General features: G+C 44.8%; 11 protein-coding genes. 6 read left to right on the plus strand and 5 right to left on the minus strand.

Features of this window, described 5'->3' with window-relative positions; genetic code table 11:
* Positions 1-91 precede the first annotated feature (91 nt).
* The 4 genes from AC57BQ_RS00850 to sucD form a co-directional block, all read right to left on the minus strand.
* Positions 92-1,075 (minus strand): aldo/keto reductase, encoded by a 984-nt coding sequence (locus tag AC57BQ_RS00850; RefSeq protein WP_496404477.1) that lies wholly within the window; start codon positions 1,073-1,075, stop codon positions 92-94.
* 126 nt (positions 1,076-1,201) lie between these two features.
* Positions 1,202-1,600, minus strand: coding sequence for a (R)-mandelonitrile lyase (locus tag AC57BQ_RS00855; RefSeq protein WP_496404478.1), 399 nt, complete (start codon positions 1,598-1,600; stop codon positions 1,202-1,204).
* Between the two features lie 118 nt (positions 1,601-1,718).
* Positions 1,719-2,600 (minus strand): helix-turn-helix domain-containing protein, encoded by an 882-nt coding sequence (locus AC57BQ_RS00860; protein ID WP_496404479.1) that lies wholly within the window; start codon positions 2,598-2,600, stop codon positions 1,719-1,721.
* A 325-nt stretch (positions 2,601-2,925) separates the two neighbouring features.
* Positions 2,926-3,804 carry a succinate--CoA ligase subunit alpha gene (sucD, locus tag AC57BQ_RS00865; protein ID WP_090462922.1) on the minus strand — a complete coding sequence of 293 codons (879 nt, stop codon included), beginning with the start codon at positions 3,802-3,804 and terminating at the stop codon, positions 2,926-2,928.
* Between the two features lie 365 nt (positions 3,805-4,169).
* On the opposite strand from sucD, the gene AC57BQ_RS00870 reads away from it, so the two are divergent.
* A complete protein-coding gene (locus tag AC57BQ_RS00870) occupies positions 4,170-5,174 on the plus strand; it encodes a hypothetical protein (RefSeq protein WP_496404480.1) in 1,005 nt (334 codons plus the stop codon).
* A gap of 355 nt (positions 5,175-5,529) precedes the next feature.
* Here the strand turns inward: AC57BQ_RS00870 and AC57BQ_RS00875 are convergent, their stop codons facing one another.
* Positions 5,530-6,837, minus strand: a complete 1,308-nt coding sequence (locus AC57BQ_RS00875; protein WP_496404481.1) for a dicarboxylate/amino acid:cation symporter — start codon at positions 6,835-6,837, stop codon at positions 5,530-5,532.
* Between the two features lie 105 nt (positions 6,838-6,942).
* On the opposite strand from AC57BQ_RS00875, the gene AC57BQ_RS00880 reads away from it, so the two are divergent.
* The 5 genes from AC57BQ_RS00880 (at position 6,943) to AC57BQ_RS00900 (ending at position 11,856) form a co-directional block, all read left to right on the plus strand.
* Positions 6,943-7,263 (plus strand): hypothetical protein, encoded by a 321-nt coding sequence (locus tag AC57BQ_RS00880; RefSeq protein WP_496404482.1) that lies wholly within the window; start codon positions 6,943-6,945, stop codon positions 7,261-7,263.
* A gap of 76 nt (positions 7,264-7,339) precedes the next feature.
* A complete protein-coding gene (locus AC57BQ_RS00885; protein ID WP_496404483.1) occupies positions 7,340-7,540 on the plus strand; it encodes a hypothetical protein in 201 nt (66 codons plus the stop codon).
* Between the two features lie 625 nt (positions 7,541-8,165).
* Positions 8,166-8,930 (plus strand): ABC transporter ATP-binding protein, encoded by a 765-nt coding sequence (locus AC57BQ_RS00890; protein WP_496404484.1) that lies wholly within the window; start codon positions 8,166-8,168, stop codon positions 8,928-8,930.
* Between the two features lie 154 nt (positions 8,931-9,084).
* Positions 9,085-10,182 carry an ABC transporter permease gene (locus AC57BQ_RS00895; protein ID WP_496404485.1) on the plus strand — a complete coding sequence of 366 codons (1,098 nt, stop codon included), beginning with the start codon at positions 9,085-9,087 and terminating at the stop codon, positions 10,180-10,182.
* A gap of 180 nt (positions 10,183-10,362) precedes the next feature.
* Positions 10,363-11,856 (plus strand): TonB-dependent receptor, encoded by a 1,494-nt coding sequence (locus AC57BQ_RS00900; protein WP_496404486.1) that lies wholly within the window; start codon positions 10,363-10,365, stop codon positions 11,854-11,856.
* Positions 11,857-11,859: the final 3 nt, after the last annotated feature.

The following is an 11,859-nucleotide window of genomic DNA, read 5'->3' on the forward strand; positions in this document are numbered from 1 at the left end:
GGAGAGATCTTTTACGCCGGGACTTATCGCTCGCAAAAGACCGCTCACTATCGTTCGAGATGACAGGAGGGAGAGTTTTTATAACAGTCTATCAGCGGTCAACCCGTTGCTGCAGATGCTGCGGATACCGGGCGCCTTCAATGGTAATACTGTCCGCGGCTGCTGCAATTTCGCGCAGATCATCAGCGGTAAGCGTTATTTTTGTCGCTCCGAGGTTTTCTTCCAGACGATGCAGTTTGGTTGTTCCGGGTATCGGTACTATCCAAGGCTTTTGGGCCAGTAGCCAGGCCAGCGCTATCTGGGCCGGTGTGGCTTCCTTTTGTGTGGCTATTTTACCCAGCAGATCAACTAATGCCTGGTTTGCTTTGCGGGCCTCGGGTGTAAAACGGGGTACAATGTTGCGGAAGTCGGTACTGTCAAACGTGGTATTCTCGTTGATAGCGCCGGTCAGAAAACCTTTGCCCAGCGGACTGAATGGCACAAAGCCAATGCCCAGTTCTTCCAGCGCAGGCAGAATTTCCTGCTCCGGCTCGCGCCACCATAACGAATATTCACTCTGCAGGGTCGCAACCGGCTGTACCGCGTGTGCTCTGCGGATGCTTTGTACACCGGCTTCTGACATGCCGAAGTGTTTTACCTTACCTTCGGCAATGAGCTCTTTCACGGTACCTGCCACATCTTCCATAGGTACATTGGGGTCAACACGGTGCTGGTAAAGCAGATCTATACGGTCGGTTTTTAAGCGTTTGAGCGAGGCTTCTGTTACCTGCCTGATATTTTCCGGGCGACTATCAACACCTTCCTGAACGTTTCCATTCTTAAAGCCAAATTTGGTAGCGATCACCACCTCATCCCGGAAAGGGGCCAGGGCTTCGCCCAGTAATTCTTCATTTTTAAAAGGGCCATAAGCTTCGGCGCTGTCAAAAAAAGTAACGCCACTTTCAAAGGCGGTACGGATGAGTTTGATGGCATCCTTTATGTCAGTGGCGGGGCCATAACCAAAGCTCAGGCCCATGCAGCCCAGTCCCAATGCAGAGACTTCGAGGCCGCTATTTCCTAATTTTCGTTTTTCCATTTTGTTTAGTTTTTAATTACTATGTCCGAACGGGTGTCATGCTGAGCGCCGTCGAAGCATGGTGAACTGGCCTCTGCGCTCTACCCTTCGACGGAGCTCAGGGTGACAGCCCCCTTTCAGACACTATTATTGATTATTGTATTGTTCGTCCGTAACCTGCTCCATCCAATCAACAGGCGAGCCATTGTGTTTTTCCTGGATAGCGATATGACTCAGGGCCGTAGTGGCTGTAGCGCCATGCCAGTGTTTTTCGTTAGGGGCAAACCAAACTACATCTCCCGGGTGAACGTTCTCTATCGGTCCACCTTCGCGCTGTACCCAGCCGCTGCCGGCGGTAATAATAAGGGTTTGACCCAGCGGATGGGTATGCCATGCTGTACGTGCCCCCGGTTCAAAAGTAACCAGTGCCATGGCTACACGTGCGGGGTCCGGCGGACTAAAAAGCGGATCGATACGTACTGTTCCGGTAAAATATTCTGCGGGACCTTTGCCTGATGGTTGTGAGCCGCTGCGTTTAATTTCCATAAAATGATCTCTTTGATATGTTTACTACACTAATTTATTCATTAGTGTTTTAGGTACCACAAAGATACCACAGCAAACGGGCCGTGGTTAATGAATATCAAACAGAAGAGTAAGAAAATCAAACAGCTTTAGCTCGTAACGCTTTGGGGATGGTTCCGGTAATTCTTTTGAAGTAGTTATTAAAGTAGGTTGGATATTCAAACCCCAGCGCGTAGGCAATTTCGGCCGTGCTCCAGTCGGTATGTTGCAGGAGGGCTTTGGCTTCGCTGATGATACGATCGGCAATGTGAGCGGTGGTAGGTTTGCCCGTAATTTCCCTCACCGAACGGTTCAGGTGGTTAACATGTACCGACAAGTTTTGGGCAAAATCCTGCGCAGTTTTTAACTTCAGCGGGTGATCGGCGCTTTCAATCGGAAATTGTCGTTCCAGGAGCTCCAAGAACAAAGAGGTGGTTCGTGACGACGCGTTTTTATGTTTGAAAAAATGGTCGACCGGCCGCATTTTCAATGCCTCATGAATAAGCAGGTTGATGTAATTGCGGATCAGGTCGTTCTTGTACAAATAATCAGTGCTTTGCTCTTCCAGCATCTTTTTAAAGATGGTATTTACAAATGCCGACTGTTCTTCATTTAGCGCGAAAACAGGGTTGCCGCCGATTTTAAACAAAGGCGATTCCTGCAGGCTTTCTGAACGCTCATTGGCTTTCAGAAATGTTTCGGTAAATAAACAGGCATAACCGGTTTGTTTTTCGGAATGCAGCTCGGCGGCATAAGGGATATGTGGATTGGCAAAGAATAAGGATGTGCCATCCAGGTCGATACTCCTGTCGGCATAATGTATAGTGCTTTTGGCATTCAGGATACATACTTTATAAAAATCCTTGCGCCGGTAGGCCGGCACACGGCTTGCGCCGGTTTCAATTTCGTATACCTTAAAACCTTTAAGCTTCAAATCAACCGCGTGGGCATCGCAAAGCGCAGCCATACCTTTATCATCCATAAAGTAAAAATAAGAAAAACAAATAGTAAATGTAAGTGGAAGGCGTGCTGCGTGCTGAATCGACTCACCCGATCTGCGCTTTGCTGGATCACCCTCTCTTCGGCTGCGGCAGGAAGAGGGGAAAAGAAGGTGTAAAAAATAACGTCATTGCGAGCGTAGCGTGGCAATCCCCGATATACAGAGCGCCTCTGTATATCGGGGATTGCCACGTCGTTCCTCCTCGCAATGACGCGTGGGTAATTTCACCCACAAAAAAAATCCCGGCCAAACCTGACCGGGATTTTAAATATGATTTTCCAGTTCCCCCTTCAGGAGGTTAGGGGGCTTAAGCTAATTTAGCCAGTTCCTCTGCCATGGCAGCGCCAATTTCGGCGGGAGATGCCACTACGCGGATACCGCACTCGGCCATGATCTTCATTTTAGCCGCAGCAGTATCATCAGCACCACCAACAATGGCACCAGCGTGACCCATACGGCGTCCTGGAGGCGCTGTTTGGCCGGCGATGAAACCTACTACAGGTTTAGTACCGTTAGCTTTGATCCAGCGGGCAGCTTCGGCTTCCATGCCCCCGCCAATTTCGCCTATCATGATGATACCGTGTGTATCCGGATCATTCATCAACAGCTCAACAGCTTCTTTGGTAGGTGTACCAATGATTGGGTCGCCACCAATACCAATAGCGGTAGTGATACCCAAACCTGCTTTAACCACCTGGTCAACCGCTTCGTAAGTTAAAGTTCCTGATTTAGAAACTACACCCACATGGCCTTTTTTGAAGATAAAGCCTGGCATAATACCAATTTTACTTTCGTCGGCGGTAATGATGCCTGGGCAGTTAGGGCCAATAAGGCGTGAATCCTTATCGCTTAAATATTCTTTTACCTCGATCATATCCTTTGTCGGGATACCTTCGGTGATACAAACAATAACTTTAATACCAGCTTCGGCAGCTTCCATAATGGCATCCGCACCAAAAGCCGGAGGTACAAAAATGATAGATACATCGGCGCCTGTAGCAGTAACCGCGTCTTTAACAGTATTAAAAACCGGCCTGTCTAAATGTTGCTGACCGCCTTTACCCGGTGTAACACCCCCAACCAATTGGGTACCATAAGCAATCATTTGCTCCGCATGGTAAGTACCTTCTTTACCTGTGAAACCCTGTACAATAACTTTAGAATTTTTATTTACGAGAACACTCATTGGCTTTTTTCGTTTAGTACGGCAAAGCTAAAGTTATTGACAATAAAGTCAAATTAAATTTAGCCGCCCAAAGCACTAATGCGGTAACAATTTTATTTGTTAACATAAACTTGACTTTTGGGTTATCAGAAAGAGCTTGTTTAGGGTGCGTTAACGTCATTGCGAGGCACGAAGCAGAAGCCCCCTCTAAATCTCCCCCAAAGGGGGAGACTTTAAAAAAACGCTTTGAAACCCTCTCCTTTGGAGAGGGTTGGGTGAGGCTCTTGCTTCGTACCTCGATGACGCGCGAAGAAGCAGATCATCTTTATCAGCTATCTGTATTGCAACATTTTAATTAATTTAGCCCCACATTACCCCTTAACACTATGAAGAAAATAAACAAAAACCTGATCACTCTGCTTATAGCATGCTTTTTTTGTACCACCGCCGCGCAGGCGCAATTTGGCGGCTTAGGAAAAAAACTGTTGGATAAAGGCACGGAAATGGCATCCGGCGGCGGTCTTAACAAGATCCTGAAACAACCCCAGGCTATTACTACCAGTTTTAAAGATGTAAACAAAACGGGTTCAAAACCGCCATCGTTTATGGAAGGGCAAACACCCGAGCCTTTGTATCTTTTACCCAAAACACCTACAGGCGCTTATAAACTTTGTGCCGGCTTTTACGAAATGACCAACAAAAGTTATTGCCTGCATGCCGGTACACGCGGCCCCAGCAGCGGCGACGGTTATATGCTTGCCCCGGTGCTCGGCCCCAAGCGCGATGTGGTGATATTGATACTGAAACATGCCGAAACGCATCCGGAGGTTAATCAGCACAGCATTCAGATATTGTTATGGGCGATAATTGCCCGCACTAAGTTTGCCGATTTTGGTACCGATATTAAACTCACCGCCACCAGACTGTTATCGCCCAACGAACTGCTGATGCTGGAAGGGGGCGCTCTGGGTGTATTGCCTGCCAGTGTAATGGCCAAAGCTAAGGATCAGCTGCCACCCGCTGCGCAAAGTGTTTTTGAGGCCGAAAACAATATTCGTCAGCTGGCGGCATCGGGCAACGCATCGTACGAGGAAATGGAGAAATATGCCATGATCGCCGGTTTGGCGCCGCAGCCCGATCCGGAAGTGCCGTCGGGCATCTGGTCATTACATCCCGATGGGTATTATATCCGGTTTATTCCGCATGGCTATTCACAAACTACCGTACAGATCTACGTACCCAAAGAATTGGTCGATACCAAACCCGGACTGATATATGATGGCCCAAATGGCATCGCCTGCCCGGCCAATGTAGGCGCCCAGCGCCTGGCCCAAACCAACGAACCATTGAACCCAGACAGGACGAAGAAGTTGAAGGCGATTTGTAATTAACCCCCCAGCCCCCTGAAGGGGGAGTTTTTTGATTTTGCCGAAGCAACTTGATAATGCGGCAAAATTTTCGTATCTTTAAAAATACCACGGCCCGTTGCTCCTGATTTGGAGTGACGGGCCGTTTTAGTTAAGACCAAAACAGGCCAAAAATTGACTTATTTTTATATAGTTATTTGAATATCAGGTATTTAATACTTTTTAAAGTTTCAAAAACTGCTCAAAATGGCGTAATAATTTGTTAAAAAGTGTTAAAATGAGGGTTTTTCGGGCAGTTTTTGAGCGATTTTACACCGTTTTTGGGCAGAAAAGTGTTAAAATTTAAGGTTTAAAAAGTTTATTTCGGTCATTATCCGTTTTAACTACCCCCTCGGAAAGTAGTTAAAAACTTTGCCGCTCCTTGTATAAAATCGGCAGTACCATCATCATCGTCGTTATCCTTATGGGGTGGAGGGGTAAATTCTTTCTCGCTCTTGGCGATCACAATAGTTGCCACTCCATTGCCGATCACATTGGTGATGGCCCGGGCTTCGGACATAAACCTGTCTACCCCGAGGAGTATCGCAACTCCTTCAACCGGGATCACCTTGATGGCAGCCAGGGTGCTGGTTAATACAATGAACCCACTGCCGGTAACGCCTGCCGCGCCTTTAGAGGTAACCATCAGGATGCCGATAATGGTGAGTTCCTGGAATAAGGATAAGGGGATTTTGAAAACCTGCGCCAGGAAAATGACACACATAGAAAGGTATATGGTAGTACCATCCAGGTTAAAGGAGTAACCAGTAGGAATCACCAAGCCCACAACCGATTTGGAACAACCGAAAGTCTCCATCTTGTTCATCATCCCCGGCAGTGCCGATTCTGAGGAGGAAGTCCCCAGCACAATCAGGATCTCTTCCTTAATATGTTTTAGGTATTTCCACAGGCTAAACTTAAACAGGTAACAGATCAGGTTAAGCACCACAAAAATAAACAGGAACATGGTCAAATAAACTGAGCCCATGAGCAAGGCCAAAGGTTTCAATGTTTTTAAACCATACTTGCTGATGGTAAAAGCCATACCACCAAAAGCGCCGATGGGGGCTACTTTCATCACGATCTTCATCACATTGAAGAATACTTTTGACAGTTTATCAAACAGTTGGATAACAGGCTGTCCGCTTTCGCCCATCAAACTTAAGCCATAGCCAAATAGTACGGCAAAAAACAGGATCTGCAAAATATCGCCCTTGGCAAAAGCTTCAAAAGCGTTGGATGGTATAATATGGGCGAAGAAATCGCCCCAGTGCATTTCGGAAGCGGCCTTTTCATATACCGCTATCTTGCTGGTATCAACGGCTGTATTATTTACAAAACCCGCGCCGGGTTTAAGCAGGTTAGCTACGGTAACGCCGATAATCAGGGCAAAGGTGGTCACTATTTCAAAATATAGTAAAGCCTTGCCGCCTACACGGCCCACCTTTTTCATATCGCTCATGCCGGCTATACCGAGCACGATGGTGAAAAATATGATAGGAGCTATCAGCATCGTGATCAGGCTGATGAACATTTTGCTGATCATCTCGGCCGTAGGGCCAAATTGTTTAAAATTCAGGCCTACAACAATGCCCAAAGCAATAGCAATAAGTACCTGGACGGTGAGGTTTGAAAAAAGACGTTTCATTATTCAATGATACGGTTTTAGGTTCAGGATACCAATATGTTGATATGACACTTACCTGATAAATGTGTTTATAATTTAATCAAAAAACTACCGTTCTTTGAAATAGTGAAAGTAACAGCGCTCCTTTTGGTTATCTGTATGGTCTTTGTTTCTGTTTTTACAGTAAAGGCTAAGGGTAGCAGCATGTTTGAAAAATGCTGCCATAAAACAACCAAAAGCCAATCCTGTGAACATCAGCAAAAAGACGATTGCGGGCAGGGGATGTGCAATACCATGCTATCCTGCAATACCTGCGGATTTTTGTTTGTGGAACAGGTAACCGTAAAACCAATTGTTCCGGTTTTAAAGGAACGGTCAGTTACGCCTTACCTGTCGAGGAGTTTGTCTGCTTATTCATCGTCATCCTGGCGCCCTCCAAAAGTTTAATAATACGATCTCATCTGCCTTTACCTTATCCGTTTAGGTCAAATTTCTATTATTAAACAATTTAAAAATTCAAATCATGAAAAAGTTTCTTTTCATCGCCATGGTGATGGTATCATCTTTGGGCGCTACATCAATCGCTAATGCTAATACCCCATGCTGCAACAGTAAAATGAACCATTGCACTAAATGTTCAAAAACCTGCGATAAAACCAATTGCATGGACTATTGCAGCAAGGTTTGCAAAACTTCGGGCAATTGCGACAAAACCTGTAAATAATAAAACCTGCTAACGCATCAAAAAGCCGGGTTAGCCCGGCTTTTTGATTATCGGCGAAAATCCTCACCAGCAATTTTCTGCCGTTCACCGAAATTTTCCCGCAGCTGGTCAAAAAGCTTTGGCTACTATAGCTCCCACACAGCAATTTTGAAGAAAAAACAACATTGCTATGAAAACTTTATCTACTCCCATTATATCATTAATAGTATATCTACAGGAACATTCACCCCTGTTTACACAACTGATGGCTAATTTATTTACCTGAGAAAAAGTACCTGGGGATGCTTGCCAACTAAGCGGCTAAAGCAGGTTCATTCATCGGTAATTTCCCGCCGTTTACCGGAAGTTTAGCCGCCTTTACCTAAAAGCACTACTCAAAAACATATTCTGTTAGCACATTTGAACCATAAAATCATCACATCATGAAAACTCTACTCGCCATACAAATTATTCACCTGGTTATGAAAGCCGCCCAACATGCCGAAGCATTGTGGCACTCCATTGGTCACCTGATAAAGTAATATACCTTAAGCACAACGGAGTACAATAGTCATCCAAGCTGTAAAATTTTCGGGATATAAATAAAACTCATGGTTATTTCATTATAGTAATGCATTTTTACCCTATGACAAAACAACCCATCATCACTGTAAATGACCTGGTAAAAAACTATGGCGATTTTGCAGCCGTAAAAGGCATCAGTTTTGAAGTATATGAGGGCGAAATTTTTGGTTTGCTTGGCCCAAACGGCGCCGGTAAAACCACCACCCTCGAGATCATTGAAACCCTGCGTGAAAAAACATCAGGCCACATCATTGTTGATGGCTTTGATATTGAAACAGATACCGATAGCATCAAAAAACGTATCGGTGTACAATTGCAGGCGGCAGGCTATTATCCTAATTTGAATCTGTCGGAATTGATCACATTGTTTTCAGGGCTATATGGCATTGATAAAAGCCCCATGGAAATGCTGGAGAAAGTAGCGCTCACCGACAAGGCAAAAGCCAAATATAAGGATCTGTCAGGCGGGCAAAAACAGCGTTTTTCTATCGCTACCACGCTTATCAATAACCCGAGAATCATTTTTTTGGATGAACCTACAACCGGCCTCGACCCGCAGGCCCGTCGTAATTTGTGGGATCTGATCCGTGAGATCCGTGACCAGGGTACCACCGTTGTTATTACCACCCATTATATGGATGAGGCCGAAGTATTATGTGATCGTGTGGCCTTTGTTGATGGTGGATACATCATTGGTATTGATACCCCTGATCATTTTATCGACCAGTTGGTAGCATCGGGCTTTGAACGTAAAAAACAAGTGAAGCTGGCCAACCTGGAGGATGTGTTTATCAACCTCACCGGCAAAGAATGGCGGGAGGGATAATCCCCCAACCCCCTGAAGGGGGAGTAGTTGGCAGTTTTGAGTTTGCAGTTAGCAAATCAAAAAATAACCTAATGACGCCACAGGCAAATGACTTAATGATAATTCCAAATGACCTAATGACGCTATCGGCGAATGACCTAATGACTAAATTGAAATGAACCCAAAACCATACAGCAATACAAAAGCAACACTGGCCATTGCTAAAGCCAGTTTCCGGTCGATACTGCGCAGCCCTTCGGCTGTAGTATTTACTTTGGCTTTCCCTTTGATATTTATTATCGTGTTTGCCAATATTGGCGGCGGCGGTGTTACGGTTGATGTAGGCGTGGCCAAAACCTGCGATACCATTAGTCCGGTTTACCAGGCGTTGAAAAATGTAAAGGTGGTTCATCTGGTAAAGGATCAGTCCACCGAAGAGATGAACACGAACCTTTCAAAAGGCAGTATTGACGCGATCATCAATATACAAAAAAACAATACCAGGCCACCGTTTACGGTTAATGTGGAATACACTAAAGCGTCCGCCGAAAAAGGAAATATCCTCAGATCGGTGCTCAGCAATATTTACTACAATATCAATAATAATGCACAGATCAATACCCCGCCGGTAGCCGAGATCAGGGAAACCACCATTCAGGGCCGTGAGTATAAATACATAGATTTTATACTACCCGGGCAATTAGGTTTTTCATTGCTAAGTAGCGGTGTTTTTGGTACCGCGTTCGTGTTCCTGAGCTTGCGTTTAACCCTGGTCATTAAGCGCTTTTTTGCTACACCGGTTAAACGCTATAGTATTGTACTGGGTGAAGCTTTGGCCAGAATGACTTTCTCGTTATTAGGCTCCTTATTCATTATCCTGGTTGGCCATTATATGTTTGGTTTTACGTTGGTACACGGCATAACCACGGTGCTCAATATGTTGGTGCTCTCGGCCATTGGGCTCATTATTTTTATGGGTTTTGGCTTCACCATATCGGGCATTGCCAAAAACGAAAGTACCGTGCCTCCATTGTCTAATATTATAACCTTGCCGCAATTCTTATTGTCGGGTACATTCTTTTCGGTCTCAGCTTTCCCTAAATGGCTACAGGGGATCAGTAATGCGTTGCCGCTAACTCACCTGAACAATGCCATGCGTAAGGTTGCCTTTGAGGGCGCCGGTTTAGGCGATGTAACCCACCAACTGTTTATATTATTGATCTGGTTTGTAATTATATACGCCGTTGCCGTTAAAACCTTTAAATGGGAATAGAAGAGAGGTGGTTAACATACTGATAACCCTTCCTTAATGTAAAATCCCAAAAGCGAAAAATGGGAGTCGATTTCTTGCTTTGTTCATAAGTTTTCTGCTGTATTCTTTAAAAAATCGTATTTTTGAGCTGTATTTCAGTTCATGATACTGGCAGCAGTAAACTATAAATAATTGTAGCTTATGAATATCGTTCATAATAAGGATATTGGGACAAAACAAAAAGCGCTTGCCATTAACCTCGACCCCGCAATTTATGGTTCATTTGCCGAAATTGGCGCAGGGCAGGAGGTAGCTGCCAATTTTTTTAAAGCCGGTGCTTCATCCGGTACAATCGCCAAAACCATGTCGGCTTATGACATGATTTTTTCTGATGCTATTTACGGAGTTCAGCAAACACGCCGCTATGTAAGTGAGTCTCGTTTAATATCTATGCTCGACCATGAGTATGGCCTGCTGATTGAGCGTTTGGCGGCATTGCGTGGTGATACTACAACCTTTTTTGCTTTTTCAGATACTTTTGCGGCTCTCAATTATCATAAAACAAACGAAGGTCATGGTTGGATGGGGGTTCGCTTCCAAACAGAGCCGAATGGCGAGTTTAATGATGTGGTGATCCACGTAAAACTATTGGATAATGATAATATCCTGCAACAGCAAGCCGCAGGTATATTGGGTGTTAACCTGATCTATGCCTGTTTCTATTATCATGAAATAGCCCCTGTGTTTTTGCTTTCGCTGATAGATAACCTGTCAAGAGATCGTATCCAGATAGATATGATCAGCTTTGAAGGGCCCGATTTCCAGAAAGTAGATAACCGCTTGATGAGTTTGCACCTGGTTAAGTTTGGCTTTTCTGACGCTGCTGTATTTGGCCCTGATGGTAAAAATCTGCAACCTACAGAGGCATTATATAAAAAGCACGCTGTAGTGATACGCGGTCGTTTCCGTCCGGTTATCAACGTGCACATCGATATGCTAACTCAGGGTGTTAAGCAATTTCTGCAGGAACCTGACGTAGATAAAAGTAATGTGATCGTTGTTACCGAGCTTACCCTGCAATCGTTAAAGGAAAGGGATGCCGACCTTAATGCGGAGATCGACGAAAAAGACTTTCTTGACCGGGTAGATATTCTTTGCTCACTGGGGCAAACGGTATTAATCTCTAATTTTCATGAGTATTATAAGCTGGTAGCTTATTTATCCAAGATCACCAAGTTAAAAATGGGTGTGGTATTAGGCTATCCCAATTTGGAATACATTTTTTCGGAAGAACATTATAAGGATCTGCCGGGGGGTATCCTCGAGTCATTTGCCACTTTGTTTAGCCGTAAAGTAAAGTTATTTATCTATCCTACTTTACGTGATGGAATAATCTGGAATTGCCTGAAATTTTCGCTGCCTCCACATCTGATCGACCTGTTTAGATACCTGATAGCCAATAATAAAATTGAAGATATCAGGCACTATAACGAAAATAACCTGAATGTTGAGACTGATAATGTATTACAGCTCATTAAACAGGGAGCAACCGGATGGGAGGAATATGTACCGGCTGAGGTAGCTACGATAATCAAAGAAAGGCATTTATTTGGTTATCCAGTAACAATTGAGGAAGCTAAACAAGACCTACCCACTACCAATGAAGACTCGGGGACAGTGAAGGATATTGCCTGAATA

This window comes from Mucilaginibacter sp. BGA-UO-ETr-C110 (assembly GCF_059567985.1).

Bases quoted from the DNA above. Each gene is read 5' to 3' on its own strand.
- AC57BQ_RS00890 (WP_496404484.1), top strand. From the start codon at position 8,166: ATGACAAAACAACCCATCATCACTGTAAATGACCTGGTAAAAAACTAT.
- AC57BQ_RS00870 (WP_496404480.1), top strand. From the start codon at position 4,170: ATGAAGAAAATAAACAAAAACCTGATCACTCTGCTTATAGCATGCTTT.
- AC57BQ_RS00875 (WP_496404481.1), bottom strand. From the start codon at position 6,837: ATGAAACGTCTTTTTTCAAACCTCACCGTCCAGGTACTTATTGCTATT.
- AC57BQ_RS00885 (WP_496404483.1), top strand. From the start codon at position 7,340: ATGAAAAAGTTTCTTTTCATCGCCATGGTGATGGTATCATCTTTGGGC.
- AC57BQ_RS00850 (WP_496404477.1), bottom strand. From the start codon at position 1,075: ATGGAAAAACGAAAATTAGGAAATAGCGGCCTCGAAGTCTCTGCATTG.
- AC57BQ_RS00895 (WP_496404485.1), top strand. From the start codon at position 9,085: ATGAACCCAAAACCATACAGCAATACAAAAGCAACACTGGCCATTGCT.
- AC57BQ_RS00855 (WP_496404478.1), bottom strand. From the start codon at position 1,600: ATGGAAATTAAACGCAGCGGCTCACAACCATCAGGCAAAGGTCCCGCA.
- sucD (WP_090462922.1), bottom strand. From the start codon at position 3,804: ATGAGTGTTCTCGTAAATAAAAATTCTAAAGTTATTGTACAGGGTTTC.
- AC57BQ_RS00860 (WP_496404479.1), bottom strand. From the start codon at position 2,600: ATGGATGATAAAGGTATGGCTGCGCTTTGCGATGCCCACGCGGTTGAT.
- AC57BQ_RS00900 (WP_496404486.1), top strand. From the start codon at position 10,363: ATGAATATCGTTCATAATAAGGATATTGGGACAAAACAAAAAGCGCTT.